Source organism: Methylobacterium sp. J-072, from assembly GCF_022829425.1.
Lineage (GTDB): Bacteria > Pseudomonadota > Alphaproteobacteria > Rhizobiales > Beijerinckiaceae > Methylobacterium.
Genome location: NZ_JAKSYK010000011.1, coordinates 1 through 21,583, shown reverse-complemented (window position 1 = coordinate 21,583; position 21,583 = coordinate 1). Strand labels below are relative to the sequence as shown.

General features: G+C 70.0%; 23 protein-coding genes. 9 read left to right on the top strand and 14 right to left on the bottom strand.

Features of this window, described 5'->3' with window-relative positions; translation table 11 throughout:
* Positions 1-21: 21 nt before the first annotated feature.
* The gene (locus MKK67_RS00340) at positions 22-696 is read right to left on the bottom strand and encodes a L,D-transpeptidase (protein WP_243960717.1); all 675 of its coding nucleotides are present in this window, start codon (positions 694-696) and stop codon (positions 22-24) included.
* A 101-nt stretch (positions 697-797) separates the two neighbouring features.
* On the opposite strand from MKK67_RS00340, the gene MKK67_RS00335 reads away from it, so the two are divergent.
* Positions 798-1,709 (top strand): LysR family transcriptional regulator, encoded by a 912-nt coding sequence (locus MKK67_RS00335; protein ID WP_243960715.1) that lies wholly within the window; start codon positions 798-800, stop codon positions 1,707-1,709.
* 203 nt (positions 1,710-1,912) lie between these two features.
* Positions 1,913-2,827, top strand: a complete 915-nt coding sequence (locus MKK67_RS00330) for a manganese catalase family protein (protein ID WP_243960714.1) — start codon at positions 1,913-1,915, stop codon at positions 2,825-2,827.
* A gap of 52 nt (positions 2,828-2,879) precedes the next feature.
* On the opposite strand, the gene MKK67_RS00325 is transcribed toward MKK67_RS00330, so the two are convergent.
* Positions 2,880-3,509, bottom strand: coding sequence for a hypothetical protein (locus MKK67_RS00325; RefSeq protein ID WP_243960712.1), 630 nt, complete (start codon positions 3,507-3,509; stop codon positions 2,880-2,882).
* 276 nt (positions 3,510-3,785) lie between these two features.
* On the opposite strand from MKK67_RS00325, the gene MKK67_RS00320 reads away from it, so the two are divergent.
* Entirely contained in the window at positions 3,786-3,929 is a 144-nt protein-coding gene (locus MKK67_RS00320) for a hypothetical protein (RefSeq protein WP_007560701.1), read from the top strand.
* Positions 3,930-3,932: 3 nt separating this feature from the next.
* On the opposite strand, the gene MKK67_RS00315 is transcribed toward MKK67_RS00320, so the two are convergent.
* Together MKK67_RS00315 and MKK67_RS00310 are read right to left on the bottom strand one after the other, a co-directional pair.
* A complete protein-coding gene (locus MKK67_RS00315; RefSeq protein WP_409568347.1) occupies positions 3,933-4,628 on the bottom strand; it encodes a gamma-glutamylcyclotransferase in 696 nt (231 codons plus the stop codon).
* A 19-nt stretch (positions 4,629-4,647) separates the two neighbouring features.
* Positions 4,648-5,046: a hypothetical protein gene (locus MKK67_RS00310; protein ID WP_243960710.1), complete on the bottom strand. Its 399-nt coding sequence runs from the start codon at positions 5,044-5,046 to the stop codon at positions 4,648-4,650.
* 143 nt (positions 5,047-5,189) lie between these two features.
* Here MKK67_RS00310 and recO point away from each other — a divergent pair, with 143 nt between their 5' ends.
* Both recO and parC read left to right on the top strand, forming a co-directional pair.
* Entirely contained in the window at positions 5,190-5,909 is a 720-nt protein-coding gene (recO, locus tag MKK67_RS00305; protein ID WP_243960708.1) for a DNA repair protein RecO, read from the top strand.
* 254 nt (positions 5,910-6,163) lie between these two features.
* Positions 6,164-8,410 (top strand): DNA topoisomerase IV subunit A, encoded by a 2,247-nt coding sequence (gene parC, locus MKK67_RS00300; RefSeq protein ID WP_243960706.1) that lies wholly within the window; start codon positions 6,164-6,166, stop codon positions 8,408-8,410.
* 260 nt (positions 8,411-8,670) lie between these two features.
* Here the strand turns inward: parC and MKK67_RS00295 are convergent, their stop codons facing one another.
* From MKK67_RS00295 to gltX, 4 genes are all read right to left on the bottom strand, one after another.
* Positions 8,671-8,919, bottom strand: coding sequence for an amino acid transporter protein (locus MKK67_RS00295; RefSeq protein ID WP_243960704.1), 249 nt, complete (start codon positions 8,917-8,919; stop codon positions 8,671-8,673).
* A 73-nt stretch (positions 8,920-8,992) separates the two neighbouring features.
* The gene (locus MKK67_RS00290; RefSeq protein WP_243960702.1) at positions 8,993-9,877 is read right to left on the bottom strand and encodes a DNA-3-methyladenine glycosylase family protein; all 885 of its coding nucleotides are present in this window, start codon (positions 9,875-9,877) and stop codon (positions 8,993-8,995) included.
* An 83-nt stretch (positions 9,878-9,960) separates the two neighbouring features.
* A complete protein-coding gene (gltA, locus tag MKK67_RS00285; RefSeq protein WP_092038418.1) occupies positions 9,961-11,250 on the bottom strand; it encodes a citrate synthase in 1,290 nt (429 codons plus the stop codon).
* Positions 11,251-11,474: 224 nt separating this feature from the next.
* Complete coding sequence (gene gltX / locus MKK67_RS00280) at positions 11,475-12,902, bottom strand: glutamate--tRNA ligase (protein WP_243960699.1); 1,428 nt, start codon at positions 12,900-12,902, stop codon at positions 11,475-11,477.
* A gap of 172 nt (positions 12,903-13,074) precedes the next feature.
* Between gltX and MKK67_RS00275 the strand changes: the two genes are divergently transcribed.
* Complete coding sequence (locus MKK67_RS00275) at positions 13,075-15,351, top strand: ComEC/Rec2 family competence protein (protein WP_243960698.1); 2,277 nt, start codon at positions 13,075-13,077, stop codon at positions 15,349-15,351.
* On the opposite strand, the gene lexA is transcribed toward MKK67_RS00275, so the two are convergent.
* Entirely contained in the window at positions 15,345-16,067 is a 723-nt protein-coding gene (gene lexA / locus MKK67_RS00270) for a transcriptional repressor LexA (protein WP_243960696.1), read from the bottom strand. The two genes, MKK67_RS00275 and lexA, sit on opposite strands and share 7 nt — an antisense overlap.
* Positions 16,068-16,364: 297 nt before the next feature.
* Here lexA and MKK67_RS00265 point away from each other — a divergent pair, with 297 nt between their 5' ends.
* Together MKK67_RS00265 and MKK67_RS00260 are read left to right on the top strand one after the other, a co-directional pair.
* A complete protein-coding gene (locus MKK67_RS00265; RefSeq protein WP_243960694.1) occupies positions 16,365-16,961 on the top strand; it encodes a biliverdin-producing heme oxygenase in 597 nt (198 codons plus the stop codon).
* Between the two features lie 89 nt (positions 16,962-17,050).
* The gene (locus MKK67_RS00260; protein ID WP_243960691.1) at positions 17,051-17,506 is read left to right on the top strand and encodes a hypothetical protein; all 456 of its coding nucleotides are present in this window, start codon (positions 17,051-17,053) and stop codon (positions 17,504-17,506) included.
* Between the two features lie 23 nt (positions 17,507-17,529).
* Here MKK67_RS00260 and MKK67_RS00255 read toward each other — a convergent pair whose 3' ends face one another.
* Positions 17,530-17,745, bottom strand: coding sequence for a hypothetical protein (locus MKK67_RS00255; RefSeq protein ID WP_243960689.1), 216 nt, complete (start codon positions 17,743-17,745; stop codon positions 17,530-17,532).
* 241 nt (positions 17,746-17,986) lie between these two features.
* On the opposite strand from MKK67_RS00255, the gene fae reads away from it, so the two are divergent.
* A complete protein-coding gene (gene fae, locus MKK67_RS00250; protein ID WP_243949122.1) occupies positions 17,987-18,526 on the top strand; it encodes a formaldehyde-activating enzyme in 540 nt (179 codons plus the stop codon).
* On the opposite strand, the gene MKK67_RS00245 is transcribed toward fae, so the two are convergent.
* The 4 genes from MKK67_RS00245 to MKK67_RS00230 all read right to left on the bottom strand — a co-directional run bounded on the left by MKK67_RS00245 (position 18,527) and on the right by MKK67_RS00230 (position 21,279).
* Complete coding sequence (locus MKK67_RS00245) at positions 18,527-19,147, bottom strand: Uma2 family endonuclease (protein WP_243960687.1); 621 nt, start codon at positions 19,145-19,147, stop codon at positions 18,527-18,529.
* Positions 19,148-19,210: 63 nt separating this feature from the next.
* Positions 19,211-19,675: a hypothetical protein gene (locus MKK67_RS00240; RefSeq protein ID WP_243960685.1), complete on the bottom strand. Its 465-nt coding sequence runs from the start codon at positions 19,673-19,675 to the stop codon at positions 19,211-19,213.
* A 33-nt stretch (positions 19,676-19,708) separates the two neighbouring features.
* Entirely contained in the window at positions 19,709-20,158 is a 450-nt protein-coding gene (locus MKK67_RS00235; RefSeq protein ID WP_243960683.1) for a response regulator, read from the bottom strand.
* Positions 20,155-21,279, bottom strand: coding sequence for a histidine kinase dimerization/phosphoacceptor domain -containing protein (locus tag MKK67_RS00230; RefSeq protein ID WP_243960680.1), 1,125 nt, complete (start codon positions 21,277-21,279; stop codon positions 20,155-20,157). Before MKK67_RS00230 ends, MKK67_RS00235 begins: the two co-directional genes overlap by 4 nt.
* Positions 21,280-21,583: the final 304 nt, after the last annotated feature.

The window sequence follows — 21,583 nt, the reverse complement described above, 5'->3', positions numbered from 1 at the left end:
CGAAAACCCGGGATCAAACATCTAACTCGCCGCCGACCCGCCTGCCGCCAGCACCACCGCCCGCGTCCCCACCGGAACGCGGCGGTACAGGTCGATGATGTCCTGGTTCAGGAAGCGCACGCAGCCCGACGAGACCATGGTGCCGATGGTCTGCGGCTCCGTGGTGCCGTGCAGCCGGTAGAGCGTGTCCCGGCCGTCCCGGTAGAGATAGAGCGCCCGCGGCCCGAGGGGGTTGCCGGCGCCGCCCGGCAAGCCGCCGGCGACCGGTCCGTAGCGCGCGGGTTCGCGCTTGATCATCGCGGGCGTCGGCGTCCAGCGCGGCCATTCGGCCTTGCGGGCGATGCTGGCCGGGCCCTGGAAGTTGAACGCCTCCTCCCGGCCGACGCCCACGCCGTAGCGGATCGCCCGCCCGTTCTCGCGCACCAGGTAGGCGAAGCGCACGCCCGGATCGACCACGATCGTGCCGGGCGGTTCGGCTGTGGCGTAATCGACCTCCTGGCGCAGGAAGCGCGGATCGATCCCCGTCAGGTCCACCGCCGGCACCGGGAACGGTTCGCCGGGGAGGGCGGCATACATGGCGACAAAGGCGGGATCGATGGGCGGGCGCAGATCCGCCACCGGCGCCGTCTCGCGGGTGACGCAACCGGCGAGCAGAAGGGGCGTGCCTGCGAGCAGGGTCCGGCGGGTGAGGGTCATGAATCGGCGATCTCGCGAAAGGCTGCGGATCGAGAAGATCGCCACGCTGTCGCCCCGTCCAGCGGCTATGGGGTGATCGGACCCATAACCGGATGGCATCCATGGACCTTGCCCTCGCCCTGCGCGCCTTCCTCCGCACCGTCGAGCGCAGCTCTCTGAGCGCGGCGGCGCGGGATCTCGGCGTCTCGCAGCCGGCGGTGAGCAAGCACCTGCGCAACCTGGAGGCCCATGTCGGCGCCCGCCTGCTGGAGCGCTCCGCCCGGCTGGTGCGGCCGACGCCGCAGGGTCAGCGGCTCTACGCGGCGAGCCAGCCGGCGCTGGCCACGATCGACGCGGCGCTCGAAGATGCCCGGACCGAAGCCGGCTCGGTCGAGGGACGCCTGCGCCTGCACGCGCCCTCCTGCATCGGCGTGAAGCACCTGCACCCGATCGTGACGGCGTTCCAGGCCGAGCACCCGCGGGTGACGGTCGATCTGGTGCTGGAGGACCGGGTGATCGACCTCGTGCACGAGGATTACGACCTCGCGCTCCGCTACGGCCGGCCGGAGGGCCAGGACCTCGTGGTCCGCCGGCTCGGATGGGTGCGGCGCATCCTGGTCGCCGCGCCGGCCTACCTGGCGCGGGCCGGCGGGATCGAGACCCCCGAGCAGCTCACGGCCTGCGATCTCGTGGCGACCCGGGCGGCGGTCGATGCCCGCAGCGCCCTGATCCTGCATCGGGGTCGCGAGACCGTGACCGTCCCGATCCGGCCGGTGCTCCGCACCAACAGCGCTGAGGTTCTGGTCGCGACCCTGCTGGGGGGCCGCGTGATGGGGCCGGTGCAGCACCTGCTGGTCGCCGACGATCTGGCAGCCGGCCGGCTCGTGCGCGTCCTGCCGGATTACGAGGTGCGCTCGACGGAGGCCTATCTGGTCTATCCGTCCGTGCGCCACATGCGCCCGGCGGTGCGCGCCTTCACCGATTTCGCCGTGCCGCGGATCCGCGCCGTGGAGGGGATCCATGCGAACGTCTGACGCGGCGCCTGTCGGGCCGGACCAAGGCAGAGACCTTCGCCTCCCGATACCTGGGCGCCCGCAAGATTTTTTTCCGTTCTAAGCCGTTTCGGAACCAAAAGATTCCCCGCCAAGCCTCGGAAGAAGCACGGTCGCAGGCAGGAACATGTGTGCGCCTCACCCGTAGGTCCCATGCGCACCTCGCGCAAAACGGAGCTACCCGCATGTTCATGAAGATCGACCGCCTGCTCGCGGAGCTGCCGGAGCCGAAGAAGCCCGAGCCCAACGCAGCCGCCGCCCTGCAGGAACTGCTCGGTGGCAAGTACGGCGAGATGTCGACCCTCGGGAACTATATGTTCCAGAGCTTCAATTTCCGTAACAAGACCAAGCTTCGGCCGTTCTACAGCCTCGTATCGAGCATCTTCGCCGAAGAGATCGGCCACGTCGAGATGGTCTCGACCGGCATCGCCATGCTGAACAACGGCCCGGGCAACCCGGCCAAGGACGTCGACATCTCCAAGGCGCCCTTCGCCGAGATGCAGGACGTGCGTCTCGCCGGCAGCTTCCTGTCGAATGGCGGCGGCGCGATGCCGATGAACTCCAACGCCGCGTCCTGGAACATGGACATGGTCACGACCACCGGCAATCTGATCATCGACCTGCTGCACAACTTCCACTTGGAGTGCGGCGCGCGCATTCACAAGCTGCGGGTCTACGAGACCATGATCGAGCCGACCGGCCGCGAAGTCTGCGCCTATCTGCTGGTGCGCGGCTCGCTCCACGCCCACGCCTACGCGCTGGCCCTGAAGAAGCTGACCGGCGTCGAGATCGAGAAGATGCTGCCGACCCCGAACATCGACCTGTCGCGGGTGCCGGAGTGTCAGAAGTACCTCGACGAGGGCAAGCATCGCCGTCTCTACACCTTCAGCGAGGTCGACTATAAGGAAGCCGCCGGCGTCTGGTCGAACGACGAAGTGGCGCTGCCGGGCGATCCGCCGGGCAACCTCGAAGTAATCGACGGTGCGCCCGAAGGCGGCAAGATCCCGGAACTCGACGGCAATTATGGCGCGTTCGCGCCGGACTACGCGCCGGAAGAGATTTTCGAGATCGCCAGCAAGCTCTACAAGAAAGGGCGCTGAGCCCATCGGATCCGGCGTCGCCCCAGGGCGGCGCCGAACCGCGATACGACTCCTACAGCGGTGGCGCGACGAGGCAGCTTCCAAGGGCCGTCTTCAACGCCGCCGCATCCTTGTCCGAGACCGAAAAGCTCGCCGTCAGGGTCTGATCCCCGGCGCGCGGGCTCGCCTGCGTCCAGGTCAACCGCGTGCCGGTCTGGGCGAGTGCGAGGACGACACCGCGCAACGGATCCTCGCTTCGCCGCGCACCGGCCACTGTCAGGCTGAAGGTTTTTTCGGGATCGCGGGTTTCCGCGCCCTGCGCCGCCATCCGCACGGATCGGACGCCGGCGGCGTTCGAGACCAGGATGCCGGTGAGCGGCGCTGTGTTTCCGGCGCCCTGCAGGCCGGCGACATCGAAACCCTCTGCGAAGTCCGAGAAGCGCGGCACCGTCAGCACCGCCGACAGGCCGGATCCGGCCGGATCGCAGGTGAGCCGCAGGGTCGCCGGGTGTTGGCCGGCGCCGAGGGTGGCGTTGCCGGCGAGGTCCGCGGATCCCGCCACCGGCCGCGACCCATCCGGCAGGACCGGCGTGCCCCCGGTCAGGACATCCGACAGCCGGAAACCGTGGGGCCAGGGCCCGGCGGCGAGCACGGCGACCGCGACCACCAGAATCGCCAGGGCCACGCCGATCCGCTGCCGCATCCTGTCCTCCGCCTGTGGGAAACCCGGGCCGGCGGCATAGCGCATCGTGCCGGATCCCGGAACCGGCGCGACGCGCTAGATCTTTGGTTTTGCATCATCTTTTTCCGAAAGCCGGAAACCCCTTTCGGGATGATGCTTCGGACGACCGCGGCGCGGCCGTAACCTTTCGTTCACCACGCTCGACGGAAGTGCCCACAACCACAACCTGTGGGCGGGACGGAAACTCCGTAAAAACCGATCGATCCTATGCACGCTCGCTCAACCCTGAGCGTCGTGATGCGCATCAAGATCCTCCTCGCCCTCACCCTCGTGGTCTACGTCACCACCGGGCGTGCGCCCGGCATCCGCGAGCCGCGCAACCCGGATACGGAGCAGGCTGGCGGCCGCGTGGTGATCGCGATGAAGCGCGCCTGGGCGTGAGCCTCACGCGCCCGGCGCGCAGGTCCTGAGCCGGGCGGCCACCAGCGCCTGGAGGCTCCAGAGGTGCCGGTCCCGGATGCCGAGCCGCTCGCAAGCCTCGACGGTCCGGAACAGGTACTCGGCGCTCGGGCCGGCATGCCCGCAGGCGGCGGCGATTTTTTCCGCGATCTCGGCATCCGAGAGGCGGCCGGCGTAGCGCTCATTGGCGCGGTTGGCCAGGAAGGTCAGCGCCGAGACGGTGCCGGCTTCTGTCGCCACCGGCAGCCAGCGGGCGACATAGCCCCGGCCGCGCATCTCGCGCCGCCAGACCGGCATCAGCGCCTCGCGGATCTCCGTCCCGGGCAGCCGGAACGCGACGCCCCTGCACAGGCCGCCGCGGTCCAAGGCCAGGACGAAGCCCGGCCGCTCGGGCGTGCCGCGGAACCGGCGCTGGAGCAAGCAGAACCGGCGGTGGAAGCCGCGCACGGTCCCGATCCGGCTCTCCGCCACCGGGAATTCCGGTCGCCACATCAGCGAGCCATAGGCGAAGACCCAGATGTCGTGCCCGTCTCGGCCCGCGGTGATCGCCTCGAGGCCGGGGCGCAGTTCCGCGTCGCTCAGCAGGTCGAGGGCGCCCGGGTCGTCCGGGACGGGGGTGGCATGGGCGCGGGCGATCAGGTCGAGGCTGAGGTCGAGACGGCGCGCTGGCAGCAAGGACATGATGCTCAACGCGGCAGCCTCAGCGGGCGTTGCCCAGGGCGTCCAGTTCCGGGAACGGCTGGCTGCGATGGCCGGTGCAGACCTCGTCGTCGTCGATCACCTCCAGCCTATCGGCCGCGTAGCGGATGACCGCCTTGGGCCGCTCGGGCTTGCCGAAGGTGCGGCCGCTCATCCGGCTCGACACGCAGTAGAGAGTCCGGCCGCCATCCTCGATCGGGCCGGCGAGCCGGCTGCCCGCGAACCGCACCGGCAGCAGCGAGACCGAACCGAAATCGACCTGCTTCAGGGCCAGCGCCGCGATCCGCTGCTTCAGGGCCGGGGAGGGCGCATCCTCGACGGCGGGCTTCGTCTTTTTGGGAGCGGCCGGCGCGCCGGTGATCGTCAGGGCCAGAACGAGGACCGGAGCAACGCGGCGCATGCGGGTGATTCCTTCCCGGCCAAGCTACCGCCACCCATCGGGCGCGCAAAGGCGGCACCGCGGCCCCGGAGCCCTTATATGAGGGGATTCAAGCTGGATCGCCGGTGCCGCGATCCGCGCCCTCCCGCCGGTGATGAACCTTGATGCAATGGACCGACGACGCGCTGGTGCTGGGCCTGCGCCGGCACGGGGAGAGCGGCGTCATCCTGGAGGCGATGACCGAGGCGCACGGGCGCCATCTCGGCCTCGTGCATGGCGGGCGCTCGCGCCGGATGCAGCCGGTGCTCCAGCCCGGCAATCGGGTCCGGTTGACCTGGCGGGCGCGGCTCGACGAGGGGCTCGGCGCCTACACGGTGGAGCCGCTGGAGTCGCAGCTGTCGCGGATGATCGGCTCGGGCATCGCCCTCTACGGGCTCGGCCACATGGCGGCCCTGCTGCGGCTGCTGCCCGAGCGGGATCCGCATCCAGCCCTCTACGAGGCGGCGGGCATCCTGATCGCGCATCTCGACGACCCGGCCGTGGCGCCGCCGCTGATGGTGCGGTTCGAGCTGGAGATCCTGTCGGAGCTCGGCTTCGGCCTCGATCTCACCGCCTGCGCGGCCACCGGGGGCAACGACGCGCTCGCCTACGTGTCGCCCAAGAGCGGCCGGGCGGTCAGCGCCTCCGCCGGAGAGCCGTTCCGCGATCGGCTGCTTGCCCTGCCCACCTTCCTGCACGCGGGCGGATCGCCCGGGCCGGATGGCGTTGCGCAAGGGTTTACCTTGACGGGGTACTTTCTCGACCGGCACGTCTGGGGTCCGCGCGGCCTCGCCGCGCCGGAGGAGCGCGCGCGATTCGTTGCGCTCGGTCGCGAGGCCGAGTAATGTTCGCGCTATGTTCCAGAAATGACCGAGCTGGGGACCGTCCGAATCTCGGTTGAGACCAACCCCGTCATTCCGGGGCCGCGCAGCGGAGCCCGGAATCCAGAGCCGCATCGTCGAAAGGGTGGACGCATCCGTCACCCCCGGCACGGTCGGCGGTTCTGGATTCCGGGCTCGCCTCCGGCGCCCCGGAATGACGGATCGCGCGTTGCGGCGGCGCTGCCGGTCGGCGGCCCCGCCCTGAGACAGGAGCCGTCATGGGCCAGCCCTTCGAGCCGCCGTCCGGCGACGGGATCGAGAGCGTCGAGCTGAAATCCGCGCTGGAGGAGCGCTACCTCGCCTATGCGCTCTCCACGATCATGCACCGGGCGCTGCCGGATGCCCGCGACGGGCTGAAGCCCGTGCACCGGCGCATCCTGTACGGGATGCGACTGCTGCGCCTCGACCCGAACACCGCGCATAAGAAATGCGCCAAGATCGTCGGCGACGTGATGGGCGATTTCCACCCGCACGGCGACCAGGCGATCTACGACGCGCTGGTGCGGCTCTCCCAGGACTTCGCGCAGCGCTATCCGCTGGTCGACGGGCAGGGCAATTTCGGCAACATCGACGGCGATGGGCCGGCCGCCTACCGCTACACCGAGGCCCGCCTCACCGAGGTCGCCCGGCTGCTGCTCGACGGGATCGACGAGGACACGGTCGATTTCCGCCCGTCCTACAACGGCGAGAAGGACGAGCCGGTGGTGCTGCCGGCCGCCTTCCCGAACCTGCTCGCCAACGGCAGCCAGGGCATCGCGGTCGGCATGGCGACCTCGATCCCGCCGCACAACGCGGCCGAACTCTGCGACGCCGCGCTCTACCTAATCAACCATCCGGGGGCGACCTCGGCCCAGCTCAACAGCTTCGTGCAGGGCCCGGATTTCCCGACCGGCGGCATCCTGGTCGATTCGGCCGAGTCCATCACGGAAGCCTACCGGACCGGCCGCGGCGCCTTCCGGGTCCGCGCCCGCTGGCACAAGGAGGATCTCGGCCGCGGCACCTGGAACATCATCGTCACCGAGATCCCCTACGGCATCCCGAAGGGCCGGCTGATCGAGAAGATGGCCGAGCTTCTCCAGGAGAAGAAGCTGCCGCTGCTCGCCGACGTGCGCGACGAATCGGCCGAGGACGTGCGCGTGGTGCTGGAGCCGCGCTCGCGCACGGTCGATCCGGTGATCCTGATGGAATCGCTGTTCCGGCTCACGGAACTCGAAGCCCGCATCCCGCTCAACCTCAACGTCCTGGTCGGCGGCCTCGTGCCCAAGGTGATCGGGCTCACCGAGTGCCTGCGGGAATGGGTTGACCACCGCCGGGTGGTGCTGCAGCGCCGCTCACGCTACCGCCTCGGGCAGATCGACCGGCGCCTGGAGATCTTGGGCGGCCTGCTGATCGTCTATCTCGACCTCGACGAGGTGATCCGCATCATCCGCGAGGAGGACGAGCCGAAGCCGGCCCTGATGGCCCGGTTCGAGCTCACCGAGATCCAGGCCAACGCGATCCTCGACACCCGCCTGCGCTCCCTGCGCAAGCTTGAGGAGATGGAGCTGAAGCGCGAGCTGGACGCGCTCACCGCCGAGAAGGCCGAGATCGACGCGCTCTTGGCCTCCGAGCCGGCGCAGTGGAAGGCGATCCAGGCGCAGATCCGCGCCGTGAAGAAGACGTTCGGGCCCGAGACCAAGCTCGGCAAGCGCCGGACGACGCTGGCGAGCCCGCCCGATGTCGGCGGCATCGACTTCACCGCCGCCCTGGTCGAGCGCGAGCCGATCACCGTGATCGTCTCGACCAAGGGTTGGATCCGGGCGTTGAAGGGCCACGTCGCCGACCTCTCGGGCGTGGCGTTCAAGGGCGACGACGGCCTAAAGATCGCCTTCCCGAGCGAGACCACCCAAAAGATCCTGCTGCTCGCCTCGAACGGCAAGGTGTTCACCATCGAGGCGTCGAAGCTGCCGGGCGGGCGCGGCTTCGGCGATCCGGTGCGGCTGATGGTCGATCTCGACGACGGCACCGAAGTGGTGGCGGCGCTGCCCTACAGGCCCGAGACCAAGCTGCTCATCGCCGGCTCGGACGGGCGCGGCTTCGTGGCGCCCTCCGACGCGCTGGTCGCCAACACCCGCAAGGGCAAGGGCGTGCTCGGCCTGGACGGCGATGCGACCGCCGTGGTTCTCGTCCCCGCCGACGGCGATCACGTGGCGGTGGTGAACACGGAGAAGCTGCTGCTGATCTTCCCGATCTCGGAGGTGGCCGAACTCGCCCGGGGCAAGGGCGTCCGGCTCCAGCGCTGCCGCAGCGGCGGCCTCACCGACGCGCATGTCTTCCGCCTGGCCGACGGCCTGCCCTGGCAGGACGGCTCATCCGAGGGGCGGCTCGCCAACGCGTCGGTTCTCGAGAAATGGCTGGGTCACCGCGGCGAGGTCGGGCTGATGATGGCGCGCAGCTTCCCGAAGTTCGAGCGGTTCGGGCGCTGAGCGAAGCGAGATTGTGACGGGCTTCCAACCCGCCCCCTCATCGCTGAGGTGCTGCACAGCAGCCTCGAAGGAGGACTTCAGGGATCGCAAGGCCAGTTGGAGGCCTCCTTCGAGGCCTCCGCTACGCTCCGCCACCTCAGGATGAGGGCACGGGTGGCAGACCCTGTCTCAGTGCGAGCGCTGGCCGAGCCAGAGCGCGCCGAAGGCCAGCACGCCGCCACCAAATGGCACCGCGAGCAGGAGAAGGAACTGGGCTGTTGTCATGGGCGAAGATCCCGAAGCGCGTGCCGCACCCCCCAATGTATGGCGCCACTCATGACCCAGCAAACCGCCATCGCGATGAGCACAGGTGCGAAATGCGGGCGATCCGACAGGGCGGTCGATATGAACGGCGCGAAACCGCCCACGGCGAAGATCGCGACGGCGAGACCGTTGGCGTAGGTACCTGTGAACTTGATGCGCTCGTTCGTGACAAGCTTGTCGCGCGCTTCCTCATCCAGTTCCGACATCAACCAAGCCCCCCCGGCCAGCCCTTAAGTTAACCCGGCCAGACCATGGGAAAAAGGAAGCCCGCCGCTCGCCTCACCGCCCCTTCACGGCCGCTTCGTCCGCAGCCCAGAGATGCTGGGCCGCGTAGGCCCGGAATGGCCGCCAGGCCTCGGCCCGGGCGAGGAGCGCGGCCGGGCTCGGGCGGCCGGTGCCGGTCTTGAGGGCGCGCAGCAGGCCGACATCGCCCACCGGCAGGGCGTCCGGCAGCTTGAGTGCCCGCATGGCGATGTATTGCGCGGTCCAGGGCCCGATCCCGCGGATCGCCGTGAAGCGCAGCACCGCGTCCTCCAGGGTCTCGGCCGGGGCGAACAGGTCCGGGTCCGCCAGCGCCGCCGCGGCCAGCGCCCGGATCGCCGCGCCCCGGGCGCGAGGCATGTTCAGCGCGAGTGCGACATCGACCTCGACCAGCTGCGCCGGCGTCGGGAAGACGTGGGTCAGGGTGCCGGTCGGCTCCGGCAGCTTTGTTCCGAACGCCGCGACCAGTTTTGCGGCGAGCCGGATCGCCGCCGAGACCGAGATCTGCTGGCCCAAAATCGCCCGGCAACCAGTCTCGAACGGATCCCAGGCGCCCGGCAGGCGCAGTCCGGGCCGAGCCGCCACCAGCCCGGCCAGGGCAGGGTCCCGCGACAGGCAGGCCGCGATCGCCGCCGGATCGGCATCGCAATCGAACAGGCGGTGCAGGCGCGCGGCGATTTCAGGCCCGACGCTCGAATCGAGGCCGTGGAGCGTCGCGTGCAGCGCATCGTCGCCGAACGCGACCGCGACGATGCCGGGCCGGCCGCCGATGCAGACCGTGCGCGCATAAGTCCGGTCGCCGGCCTCGGCCGATTCGACCCCGGAAATCGCCCGCTTCGCAAGGAAGGCGCGCAGCGACGCCCAATCGTAGGGCGGCGGGCAGGGGAGGCGGAGCGTGACCACCGATCCAATGGGCGGCCCCTGTGCAAACGAGAGGGGCGGCCCTGCGGCCGCCCCCGGTGTCGCGTCGGGTTCGATGGCCCGGCTCAGCCGCGCTGGTCCACCGGCACGTAGTCGCGCTGGGCCGGACCGACATAGAGCTGACGCGGACGGCCGATCTTCTGCATCGGGTCCTCGATCATCTCGGCCCATTGCGCGATCCAGCCGACCGTGCGCGCCACCGCGAACAGCACGGTGAACATGTCGGTGGGGAAGCCCATCGCCTTGAGGGTGATGCCCGAGTAGAAATCGATGTTCGGGTAGAGCTTCTTCTCGATGAAGTACTCGTCCTTGAGGGCGATCTGCTCCAGCTCCATGGCAACGTGCAGCAGCGGATCCTCGGTCTTGCCGAGCTCCTTGAGCACCTGGTGGGTGGTGCTCTGCATGATCCGGGCGCGCGGGTCGTAGTTCTTGTAGACCCGGTGGCCGAAGCCCATCAGGCGGAACGGGTCGTTCTTGTCCTTGGCCTTGGCGACGTACTTGCCGACGTTCTCGGGCGTGCCGATCTCCATCAGCATCTTCAGCGCCGCCTCGTTGGCGCCGCCATGGGCAGGGCCCCACAGGCAGGCGATGCCGGCCGCGATGCAGGCGAACGGGTTGGCGCCCGAGGAGCCGGCGAGCCGCACGGTCGAGGTCGAGGCGTTCTGCTCGTGGTCGGCGTGCAGGATGAAGATCTTGTCGAGCGCCTTGGCGAAGACCGGGTTGACCTCGTATTCCTCGCACGGCACCGCGTAACACATCCGCAGGAAGTTCGAGGTGTAGTCAAGGTCGTTCTTCGGATACACGAAGGGCTGGCCGATGGAATACTTGTAGGCCATCGCGGCCAGGGTCGGCATCTTGGCGATCATGCGGATCGACGCGATCATCCGCTGGCTCTCGTCCGTGATATCGGTCGAGTCGTGGTAGAAGGCCGAGAGCGCGCCGACCGAGGCGACCATCACGGCCATCGGGTGGGCGTCGCGGCGGAAGCCGGTGAAGAACCGGTTCATCTGGTCGTGCACCATGGTGTGGCGCGTGACCCGGTAATCGAAATCGGCCTTCTGGGCCTCGGTCGGCAGGGCGCCGAACAGCATCAGGTAGCAGGTCTCGAGGAAGTCGCCCTTCTCGGCGAGTTGCTCGATCGGGTAGCCGCGATAGAGCAGAACGCCCTCGTCGCCGTCGATGTAGGTGATCTTCGATTCGCACGAGGCGGTCGAGGTGAAGCCCGGGTCGAAGGTGAAGGCGCCGGTCTTGGCGTAGAGCTTGCCGATATCGATGACGTCCGGGCCGATCGTGCCGGATTTGACCGGCAGCTCGATCTCCTTGCCGTCCACGGTGATGGTGCTGGATGCGCTCATGGAACGTGGACCCTTCTCTGGCGACGTGGCGGATGCCGGCCTCGGGCTGCCCGAGGCGACCCCGGGGCCGGAGCACGCCGCGTTATGTTGCGGGTGCTCACGCGCCATGGGTTACCCAAACGGCAGTGCAGCAGCAACGGGGTCGGTGACATCCCGCCCCCTTCACCAAGCAAAATCCCGCCAAGCGAAATCCGGGCCGAGGGCGGCAGTTCCCGGCCGCCCGGTCAGCCCTGCGACACCTGATCGCCCAGCCGCGCCAGGGTTTCGGCCCGGCCGAGCACCGCCATCACGTCGAACAGCGGCGGGGAGGTGGTCCGTCCGGTGAGCGCGGCCCGCAGCGGCTGGGCCACCTGCCCGAGCTTGCAGCCCGCGGTCTCCGCATAGTGACGCACCGCACCCTCGGTCGCCGCAGCGCTCCAATCGGGCAGGGCTTCGAGCGCCGGCAGCACGCCGGCGAGGCGCGCGCGGCCCTCGTCGGACAGGAGTGCCCGGGCCTTCTCGTCGAGCGTCAAAGGGCGCTGCGCGGTAAGGTAATAGGCGCTGTCGAGGAGCTCGATCAGCGTCTTGGCCCGCTCCTTCAGGCCCGGCATCGCCTGGGTCAGCTTGGCCTTGAGCTCGGGCTGGAGCGGCGCCGAGAGGCCACGCTCGGGGCCGACGCTCGGCAGGATCGTCTCGATCGCGGCGACCAGGTCCGCATCGGCGCTGCCGCGGATGTAGAGGCCGTTGAGATTGGCGAGCTTGGCGAAGTCGAACCGCGCCGCCGAGCGCCCCACCGAGCCGAGGTCGAAGGCCGCGACCATCTCCTCGGTGGAGAACACCTCCTGGTCGCCGTGGCTCCAGCCCAGCCGCACCAGGTAGTTGCGCAGGGCCGCCGGCAGGTAGCCGAGATCGCGATAGGCCTCGACCCCGAGCGCGCCGTGGCGCTTGGACAGCTTGGCCCCGTCGGCCCCGTGGATCAGCGGGATATGGGCCATCCGGGGGATGTCCCAGCCGAGCGCGGAAAAGATCTGGCTCTGGCGGGCGGCGTTGGTGAGATGGTCGTCGCCCCGGATGATCTGGGTGACGCCCATGTCGTGGTCGTCGACCACGACGGCGAGCATGTAGGTCGGCGTGCCGTCCGAGCGGAGCAGCACGAGGTCGTCGAGATCGCGGTTGGCCCAGGTCACCCGGCCCTGCACGGCATCCTCGACCACGGTCTCGCCCTCAAGGGGCGCACGCAGCCGGATCACCGGCTTGACCCCGGCCGGCGCCTCGGACGGGTCGCGGTCGCGCCAGCGCCCGTCGTAGCGCGGGGCGCGGCCCTCGGCCCGGGCGGTCTCGCGCATCTGCGTGAGCTCCTCGGCGGAGGCGTAGCAGTAATAGGCGCGGCCGGCGGCCAGCAGTTCCTCGGCGACGGCGCGGTGGCGCTCGGCCCGGGCGAACTGGAAGACCACGTCGCCGTCCCAGTCGAGGCCGAGCCAGGACAGGCCGTCGAGGATCGCGTCGATCGCGCCCTTGGTCGAGCGTTCCCGGTCGGTATCCTCGATGCGCAGCAGCATCTTGCCGCCGGTGTGGCGGGCGTAGAGCCAATTGAACAGCGCCGTCCGGGCACCGCCGATATGGAGGTAGCCGGTAGGCGAGGGGGCGAAGCGCGTGACGACGGCTGAGGACATCGGGCCGATATGTTCGGGGGCGGAGGGCGAAGAGGCGCGGTGCAGGGCATGCGGGCGGCGCCCGTCGCACGGAGTGGCGCCCGTAGCACGAAGCGCTCGCTGTAGCACGGGCCGACGGGTGCGTTAAGAATCTCCCGCCGGGACTGAGTCGTCCGGTACGGGGCGAGGGCGGATGCGGCGGATCGGCGCGAGGCTGGCGGGCGGCGCGGTGGCGCTGGCCGGCCCGCGCGCTGCCTTGCTCCCGGTGTTGGGCGATTGGTTTACCGAAGGCCTCGCCCGGGAGGTGGAGCAGCGCCGCCTGTTCCCCTGGCTGGCGGTGGCGTTCGGCGCCGGGATCTTGGTGTTCTTCGCGGGCGCCGATGGGACGCCGTGGCTCGCCGCGCCGCTCGCCGGGGCGGCGTTAGCGCTCGCGCCGGTGCCGTTCCTGGGGGCGCGGCCAGCGGCTCTGGCCGTCGTCCTGGCGCTGGCGGCCGGGTTCCTCGGCTTCGCGGCGGCGACCTGGCGGGTCGCGCAGGTGGCGGCCCCGATCCTGGCCCGCACCACCATCGGACCGCTCACCGGGATGATCGAGGCGCTCGACGAGCGCGAGGTCGGCGCACGTCTGGTGATCCGGGTGGAGAACTTCGCCGGGCTCGCCCCCACGGTGAGGCCGCTGCGGGTGCGGGTCTCGTTCCGGAAGGCGCCGCCCCTCAGGCCCGGGGACTTCATCGCGGCAACCGCGCGACTGCTGCCGCCCCCCGAGGCGGCGCGGCCGGGCGGCTACGACTTCGCCCGGGACGCCTACTTCCAGGGCATCGGCGCGGTCGGCTCGCTGATCGGCACGATCACGGTCCGGGAACCGCCCGCACCGCCGCCGCTACGCCTCCGGCTCGCGGCCTTGCTGGACGAGGCCCGCAACGCGCTGACGCGCCGGATCGCCCAGGCCGAAGGCGGCCAAGCCGGGGCGGTGGCGGCGGCCCTGGTCACCGGCAAGCGCGGGCTGATCGGGCCGGCCGCCAACGACGCACTCCGGGCCGCGGGCATCTATCACGTCGTGTCCATCTCCGGCCTCCATATGGTGCTCGCCGCCGGCGTGGTGTTCTGGCTGGTCCGGGCATTGCTCGCCCTCGTGCCGTTCTGCGCCCTGTGGTGGCCGATCAAGAAGATCGCGGCCGGCTTCGCGATGCTGGGCGTGACCGCCTATTGCGCCTTCTCTGGCTGGGACATCGCCGCCGAGCGCTCGCTGATCATGACCCTGATCATGCTGGGCGCGATCCTGGTCGACCGGCCGGCCCTGTCGATGCGCAACCTCGCGCTGGCCGCCCTGATCGCCCTGGCCCGCGAGCCGGAGGGGCTGCTCGGGCCGAGCTTCCAGATGTCGTTCGGGGCGGTGGCCGGGCTGATCGCCTGCGCGCGGCTGATCGACGGACGCCTGTTCCGCCGCCCGGGGGCAGGGCGGGTCGAGCGGCTCGTCGGCACCGGGCTCTCGGCCGTGATCGGCACCCTGGCGACGACGCTCGTGGCGCAGATCGCCACCGCGCCGTTCGCCACCTACCATTTCCAGACGATCCAGCCGTTCGGGCTGATCGGCAACGCCCTGACCCTGCCGCTCGTCTCGCTGGTGGTGATGCCCGCGGCGGTGATCGGGATCCTGGCCTATCCCTTCGCCCTCGACCGGCCGGTCTGGTGGCTGATGGGGCAGGCGGTGGGCGGCATGCTGGCGATCTCCGAATGGATCGCCGGCTTCGATCGCGCCACCCTGGTCCTGCCGGCCTTCGGCACCGGCGCGCTGGGGCTGCTGGCGGCCGGGCTGCTCCTGGCGACGCTCCCGGTCTCGCGGCTGCGCTGGCTCGCCCTGCCGCCGGCCCTGCTCGGGCTCGGCCTCGCCGCGATGCCGGAGCGCTTCGATCTCTACGTCGACCGGCAAGGCGGCGGCGCGGCGATCCGGGGACCGGACGGCCTCCTGTCGACGCTGGGCAGCCCCTCGGCCTTCGTGCTGGAGCAATGGCTGAAGGCGGATGGCGACGGGCGATCGGCCAGGGCGGTAATCGGCGGCGCCTCGAAGGGGGGCCGATGCGACAGGCTCGGCTGCACCGCGCGCCTGCCGGATGGCCGCGCCGTCGCCCTGGTCCGCGACCGGCGCGCCTTCGCGGAGGATTGCGCCCGGGCGGCTTTGCTGATCACGCGGCTCGCCGCGCCGCCGAGCTGCACGGGGCCGCTGGTCATCGACCGGCGCGTCCTCGCCGCCCGCGGCGCCGTCGCCGTCCGGGCTGAGCGCGACGGCTTCACGCTACGCGACACCCGCGGCGACGGACGCTCGGTGCCATGGCGGCCGTCACTCACGGCCAAGCCATCGACGGCGCAGCGCCCGGAGGCGCCGGCAGATCCCGGCGACGCGATCCCTGCTGAGCCCGACGCGACCGGCGCCGATGCGGCGCCCGGCGACGCCCCGGCCGCGCCGCTTCAGTAGCGGCGGACGAGGCTGACGAGCCGGCCCTGGATCTGAACCCGGTCGGGACCCAGCACACGGGTCTCGTAGGCCGGATTGGCCGCCTCCAGGGCGATCGAGGAGCCCCGGCGACGCAGGCGCTTCAGCGTGGCCTCCTCGTCGTCGATCAGTGCCACGATGATGTCGCCGGTATTGGCCGTGTCCTGCTTGCGGATCACCACGAGGTCGCCGTCGAGGATGCCGGCATCGACCATCGAGTCGCCGCGCACTTCGAGGGCGTAATGCTCGCCGCCGGCCAGGAAGTCCGGCGACATGGTGATGGCGTGGCTCTGGTTCTGGATGGCCGAAACCGGCGTACCGGCCGCGATCCGGCCCATCACGGGGATCGAGATGGCGCGCCCGCCATCATCGATCATCCGGGTGGTCGCGGGCTGGGCCGGCGGCAGCTTGGACTTGCCGCCCTCGACCACGCTCGGCGTGAAGCGACGGGGCTCGGCGGGCGGCGCCGCCGGCTGGGACAGGCTCTCGGGAATGCGGATCACCTCGATGGCCCGCGCCCGGTTCGGCAGACGCCGGAGGAAGCCGCGCTCCTCCAGGGCCGTGATCAGCCGGTGGATGCCCGACTTGGACTTGAGATCGAGGGCGTCCTTCATCTCGTCGAACGAGGGAGGGACACCGCATTCCTGCATGCGGCTCTGGATGAAACGCAGGAGATCCAGCTGCTTGCGCGTGAGCATCGACGGGGACTCGCGGCTTGGTGGGCCGCATCGACGCGGCCTCAGAAACAAATCACGAACACGTTAAACGTTCCGCAAGTGTTCTGCAAGCCTGATCCGGCCAAGCTTGATGGGCGAAGCGCCCCGATCACGCAAGCCTGCGCAGTCTGCCGGTCGGCCTCACGGTGACCTGAATCGCATCGGATGATCCGGACGCTATGACGGTTCGTGCCGGATGGCGAGGTCCCGACCTCGACCCGGATAGAATAGGCCCCGACCGCCTCGGATGGTCGAGGGCCCCATCAAGACCTGGGTCACATGGACGTCTCAACATCCGATACGGTCGAACCGGGCAGCCGCGTGAAGCGCCTGAGGATGGCGACCGCGGCGGCCCATGATCAACTCGACCGGCGCGTCATGGCGGGAGAGCCCTTCGCGAGCCTCGAGCGGTACGCGCTGTTCCTTCAGGTCCAATACCGGTTCCATACACGCGTCGATCCGCTCTATCGCGACGGCGCGCTCGGCCCCGTCCTGCCCGATCTCGACGGGAGGCGCCGTCTTGCCCTGATCGCGCAGGATTTGCGCGACGTGACCGGCCGGATCCCCGACGTGCCCGCGGAGCGCGAGGAAGCGATCGATCCCATGGCCGGGCTCGGCTGGCTCTACGTCGCCGAGGGCTCGAATCTCGGCGCAGCCATCCTGCTCAAGGAAGCCCGGAAGCTCGGCCTCTCGGAAGGCCATGGGGCCCGCCACCTCGCCGGGCATCCGGACGGACGCGGGCTGCACTGGCGGCAATTCACCACCGCGCTCGACCGGATCGCGCTCGCGGATGACGGGGAGGCGCGCGCCGCCGCCGGGGCGACGGAGGCGTTCCGTTACGTGCACCGGCTCGTCGGGGACGCGTTCGGGGGTTGAGCGCCGTTCGGGGCGACAAACGCATTGACTGGTCAAGCGGGGCCGTTTCAATGCGCCACGGGGCTGGAACTGGGCTTGGGATGACGAGGATGCGACGGCGCGCGGCTCTGCTGCCCATCGGCTTGGTAAGTGTCGGCCTGGCTTTGGCCGGTTGCACCACCGGGTTCTCGTATATCTCGCGGAACTACGTCGCGCTCACGCCGCAGGTGGTCACCATCGGCTGCAAGGAGCCCTACGAGGTCTATGACAACCGGCAGCTGCGCCGGCTGCTGATCGTCTCCGACGCCCTGCGCGAGTATGCCGGCTGCAATCTCAGCGAGGTGCGGATCGATCCCGATCCGGCCGCGAGCCGGGTGAAGCGGTTCCGTACCGCCGCCCGGGCCTATCTCGACGAGACCGTGCGGGAGGATTGCCGGATCACCGGCGAGACCGTGTTCGATCCGCTGAAGAGCGAGTTCGCCTATGCCTGCGACGCGCCGGTGGAGAAGCGGGGCACGGTGGTGCCGCGCCTGCCCGGCCGCCAACCGGGCCTGAACCAGCAGTAATCTTTTCAGGGTCCGAGGGCCGGTCAGGTCCCGGGCTTCGGGAAGGTGCGCTCGGCGGCATCCCCGGCCGCCGCCAGCAGGGCGCGGGCGAAGGCGCGGGCCTCCGACCGGTCCAGCACGATCGCGGCCGTGACCGGGCTGCCGCCGAGGTCGGCGAGGGCGAGTTCCAGCCGCACCCCGTCCGGGATGGCGCTCGCCTGGAGGCTCCAGCCGCCTCCGCGATCCGTGCTCTTGGCCATCACAATTCCTTCCCGCGTGCCGGACCTGAGAAAACGCCGCAGGCTCCCGCCGGAACGGCCCGCGCCCGCGACTGTTCCCGCGCCGGTCCGAAAGCCGCCTCCCTGCCCGGCGGACAGATATTCCTCAAGACCCAGGCCCGGATCGCGTCGGGATGGGCGGGGCTGGCCCATCCCGAAGCGATTGACGCCGGGGCCCCGATGATGTCTCCCCCGGGCGACCTGACACGGGGAGTCGCGACACATGCAAGAGATCTGGTTCCGCACGGGCGAGGCCACCGTGCTGGCGGCCGAGGGGCAGTACACCGACGCGATGCCCGAGGTGCTGATCGGCTCGGTGCGTGGGCCGGTGGGTCAGGCCTTCGCCTCGATGATGGGGCAGGTCCAGGGCCATACAAGGATGTTCGTGGTGCGCGATCTCAACCAGCTGGTGCGCCCGGCCACGATGATGACCACCAAGGCGACGATCCACACGGCCGAGTATGTCGAGCTGCTCGGCGGAATCGTCCAGGCCGCCACCGGCGACGCGATCGTGGATTGCATCATCGAGGGCGTGCTACCGAAGGACGGGCTCGACGAGCTGTGCATGATCATCATGATCTGGCTCGACCCGCGCTGCGCCGAGGACGACAACCTCGACCGCAAGGATCTCTACCGCACCAATTACGAGGCGACGAAGCTCGCCATCGCCCGCGCCCTCAAGGGCGAGCCGACCGTGGACGAGCTGATCGCCAACCGGAAGACCGTGAAGCACTACGCGCTTGAAGACGTGATCGAGTATTGATCAGCGCCGCGCCCGCGCCAGCGTGGTGCGGGCGTAGACATCGCCCAGCCGGCAATCGAGCCCGGCCGAGGCGATGACGAGCCGGTCGTCGGGATTGGTCATCCGGCGGCGGACCCAACCGGATCCGTTCCGCTCCGACAGGGTGGCATCGAAGGCGCGCTGCTCGACGAGCAGCACCGCCTCGCACGTCGGCAGGGCTTCGTAGCCCGCGAGCTTGATCGCGATCTTCTGGCTCTTCATGCCGGCGGGCCGGCGTCGGTCGCTCGGAGATAGGATCTCGACCGCGAGAAAGCAGGCCGACACCACGTTGCGGCCCGGCTCGACCTCGTCGGCGTCGATGATCGCGACATCCGGGACGTAGACATGTCCTTCGAGCGTCGGCCTCAGGTCGATGGCCGGGTTCTGCACGGAGATCCGGCCGAGTCTCAGGCGCTCGATCCCGTCGGTCAGGAGGCGGTTCAGGTTGCCGGCGATGATCTGGTGATCGATGCTCGGCTGGGCCTGCATGAGGAAGCGTCCCGCGACGAGTTCCCACTTTTCCTCGTCGGGCCGCGCGGCGACGAAATCCTGGAAGCTCTGGTGGAGATCGAGCGGTGCGGGTTCCGCTGCCGAGGCCGTCATGACGGACTCCGTCCGGGTGATGAGACCAAAATCGGACCGGCCGCCGCCCCGGTCAAGCGACGCTCAATGCGGCGGGATCCGCCCCACCGAGCAGAGGGTGCGCATCGTGCTGCTGCCGGGATCGGTGTAGCAGGAGGCCGACCAGCCGTTCTGCTGGATGAACGACTTGCGGCGCTCCGAGACGGCGGTCCGGTAGGCGTCGGCGATGATCGGCTCGACCCGGGCGGCCGGCTCGCCGAGCAGGAGCTCGGAGGCGGTGGAGAGGTCGCGGAAGAACGCCGCCGAGGGGGCGGGCTCGGCGGAGGTGGCCTGCACGATGGGCTCGGCCCGGCAGGTCACGTCGAACCGGATCGGGCCGGCCAGGCGGATGTCGATGCTCGGCCCGGCGCGCTTGCCGACCTTGCCGCCGATCGCCCCGGCGATCTGGCGGGCGAGGTCGTCGCAGGGTTCCGCCCGGACGGCACCCGGGAGGAGGAGCAGGCCCAGGAGGGCGGCAAGGAACGGGCGCGAAACGGGCAAGCTCGGCATGGCCGGCACTCTACGCATGGCGCCGGGCCTGTTCTAGAGCCGCATCTGGGCGAAGCTCTTGAGCAGGGCCGGGGCGAGGCGCATCCCCGGCGGCACCAGCTCGTCCGGGGGCGGCCGGCGGACGCAATCCTCGAGATAGGCCAGGGATTCCTCCAGCACCGCCCCGGTGAACGGCTTTGCGATCACCGCGGTGGCGCCCTCCAGGTCGTCCGAGAGGGCGCGGGCGTTGGCGGTCATGAACGCCGCCGTGATGCCGCCGATATCGCGCACCGCATGGGCCACGTCCACACCCGAGGAATCGTCGCCCAGGCGCAGGTCGATCAGCACCAGCTCCGGGCGGGTCTCGTGGACCAGGGCGATCGCCTCGGCCGAGGTCATGGCGGTGCCCACGACACGATAGCCGGCCTCCTCCAGCATCATCTCGATCTGCATCAGGATCAAGGCTTCGTCCTCGACGACGAGGATGCGCATCGGCTCGCTCATGAGGAGGCCTCCGGGCCGGTAGCCATCTCGCGGGGCAGGCGGACGTTGACGATCGTGCCCGGGTCGTTCGCCTGCCAGGCGATGCTGGCATTGAGCTGGCGGCAGAGGGTGCCGATCAGCCGCTTGCCGAACGAGCGCTGCTCCATGACCTGCACGGGCATGCCGACGCCGTCATCGGCGATGCGAATGGTGAAGGAGTGGTCGTCCGGGGCCACCGTCACGGAGAGGCGGCCGGCTCGGTTGTCCGGGAAGGCGTGCTTGAGCGCGTTGGTGATCAGCTCGTTCATCATCAGGGCCACCGGCGGGGCCTTGGCGACCGGGATCTCCACGGTCTCGAGGTCGAGATGCAGGCGGATCCGGTCGAGGCCGGAGCCGCGGACCAAGTCGGTGGCGAGGTCGCGGGCGAACTCGGCGACATCGAAGCGCTCGACGTTGTTGGACTGGTAGAGCCGGCGGTGGACCGTGCCGAGGGCCTCCACGCGGGTCAGCATCGCCTCCATGGCGCTGCGCGCCGCCGGGTCGGTGATCGCCTTGGTCTGCATGGCGAGCAGGGCGGCGATCATCTGGAGGTTGTTCTTAACCCGATGATCGACCTCGTGGACCAGCATGGTCTGCGTCGCCAGGGCCTCGGTCAGGTCCCGGGTCCGCCGGGCGACCTCGGCCTCGAAATGGTCCTTCTCGTGCTGGACCCGCAGATGCGCGTCCACCCGGTCGGTGACGTCGAGCTGCGAGGCGAAGAAGAATAGCACCTCGCCGGCCTCGTTGGCGACTGGGCTGAGATAGAGCGCATTCCAGAAGGCCACCCCATCCTTGCGGTAGTTCAGCAGGTCGATGGCGATGTCCCGCCGCGCCGCCACGGCCTCCCGGATCAGCGCCACGGCGCCGCGATCGGTCTGCTCGCCTTGGAGGAAGCGGCAATTGCGGCCGAGCACGTCCGCGCGCTCGTAGCCGGTCATCCGCAGAAACGAATCGTTGGCGAAGACGATCGGGTTGTCGGGCAGGCGCGGGTTGGTGACGATCATCGCCATCCGCGTGGCGCGGACGGCGGCGGCGAACGGATCGCCCTTGCCGTGTTCGGTGTCGAGTCGGTCCGTCAGGTGCCAGGCGTCGGGCTGTTCCATCGAACCTGCTCTTCCATGCCCGGCGTTGGTCACCTCCGGCAATCGGCTCAAGCCTGCGGGCGCGCAGACCGGGACCTAAACGGCCGATTCCCGCGAAGGGTTCAGGGGCGGTGCATTTTGGCGCGCGAATCCGGCAGACAGGATGCCGCACCCGGATACGCGTCATCGTCCCCGCCCGCCTCAAGGCGCCGGGGGCATGGCCCAGGAAGACCCAGCACGAGGGACGCGGGACGCCGCGGGGACCCAGGTGACGGCCAAGTACGCGCGGGATCCGATCCCCGCGGCGACCCGCGGCACCGACCGG

Bases quoted from the DNA above. Each gene is read 5' to 3' on its own strand.
- fae (WP_243949122.1), top strand. From the start codon at position 17,987: ATGCAAGAGATCTGGTTCCGCACGGGCGAGGCCACCGTGCTGGCGGCC.
- MKK67_RS00315 (WP_409568347.1), bottom strand. From the start codon at position 4,628: ATGTCCTTGCTGCCAGCGCGCCGTCTCGACCTCAGCCTCGACCTGATC.
- MKK67_RS00265 (WP_243960694.1), top strand. From the start codon at position 16,365: ATGGACGTCTCAACATCCGATACGGTCGAACCGGGCAGCCGCGTGAAG.
- parC (WP_243960706.1), top strand. From the start codon at position 6,164: ATGGGCCAGCCCTTCGAGCCGCCGTCCGGCGACGGGATCGAGAGCGTC.
- gltX (WP_243960699.1), bottom strand. From the start codon at position 12,902: ATGTCCTCAGCCGTCGTCACGCGCTTCGCCCCCTCGCCTACCGGCTAC.
- MKK67_RS00325 (WP_243960712.1), bottom strand. From the start codon at position 3,509: ATGCGGCAGCGGATCGGCGTGGCCCTGGCGATTCTGGTGGTCGCGGTC.
- MKK67_RS00240 (WP_243960685.1), bottom strand. From the start codon at position 19,675: ATGCCGAGCTTGCCCGTTTCGCGCCCGTTCCTTGCCGCCCTCCTGGGC.
- MKK67_RS00330 (WP_243960714.1), top strand. From the start codon at position 1,913: ATGTTCATGAAGATCGACCGCCTGCTCGCGGAGCTGCCGGAGCCGAAG.
- MKK67_RS00340 (WP_243960717.1), bottom strand. From the start codon at position 696: ATGACCCTCACCCGCCGGACCCTGCTCGCAGGCACGCCCCTTCTGCTC.
- MKK67_RS00255 (WP_243960689.1), bottom strand. From the start codon at position 17,745: ATGGCCAAGAGCACGGATCGCGGAGGCGGCTGGAGCCTCCAGGCGAGC.
- MKK67_RS00320 (WP_007560701.1), top strand. From the start codon at position 3,786: ATGCGCATCAAGATCCTCCTCGCCCTCACCCTCGTGGTCTACGTCACC.
- MKK67_RS00245 (WP_243960687.1), bottom strand. From the start codon at position 19,147: ATGACGGCCTCGGCAGCGGAACCCGCACCGCTCGATCTCCACCAGAGC.
- gltA (WP_092038418.1), bottom strand. From the start codon at position 11,250: ATGAGCGCATCCAGCACCATCACCGTGGACGGCAAGGAGATCGAGCTG.
- MKK67_RS00310 (WP_243960710.1), bottom strand. From the start codon at position 5,046: ATGCGCCGCGTTGCTCCGGTCCTCGTTCTGGCCCTGACGATCACCGGC.
- MKK67_RS00335 (WP_243960715.1), top strand. From the start codon at position 798: ATGGACCTTGCCCTCGCCCTGCGCGCCTTCCTCCGCACCGTCGAGCGC.
- MKK67_RS00260 (WP_243960691.1), top strand. From the start codon at position 17,051: ATGCGACGGCGCGCGGCTCTGCTGCCCATCGGCTTGGTAAGTGTCGGC.
- MKK67_RS00275 (WP_243960698.1), top strand. From the start codon at position 13,075: ATGCGGCGGATCGGCGCGAGGCTGGCGGGCGGCGCGGTGGCGCTGGCC.
- MKK67_RS00230 (WP_243960680.1), bottom strand. From the start codon at position 21,279: ATGGAACAGCCCGACGCCTGGCACCTGACGGACCGACTCGACACCGAA.
- recO (WP_243960708.1), top strand. From the start codon at position 5,190: ATGCAATGGACCGACGACGCGCTGGTGCTGGGCCTGCGCCGGCACGGG.
- lexA (WP_243960696.1), bottom strand. From the start codon at position 16,067: ATGCTCACGCGCAAGCAGCTGGATCTCCTGCGTTTCATCCAGAGCCGC.
- MKK67_RS00295 (WP_243960704.1), bottom strand. From the start codon at position 8,919: ATGTCGGAACTGGATGAGGAAGCGCGCGACAAGCTTGTCACGAACGAG.
- MKK67_RS00235 (WP_243960683.1), bottom strand. From the start codon at position 20,158: ATGAGCGAGCCGATGCGCATCCTCGTCGTCGAGGACGAAGCCTTGATC.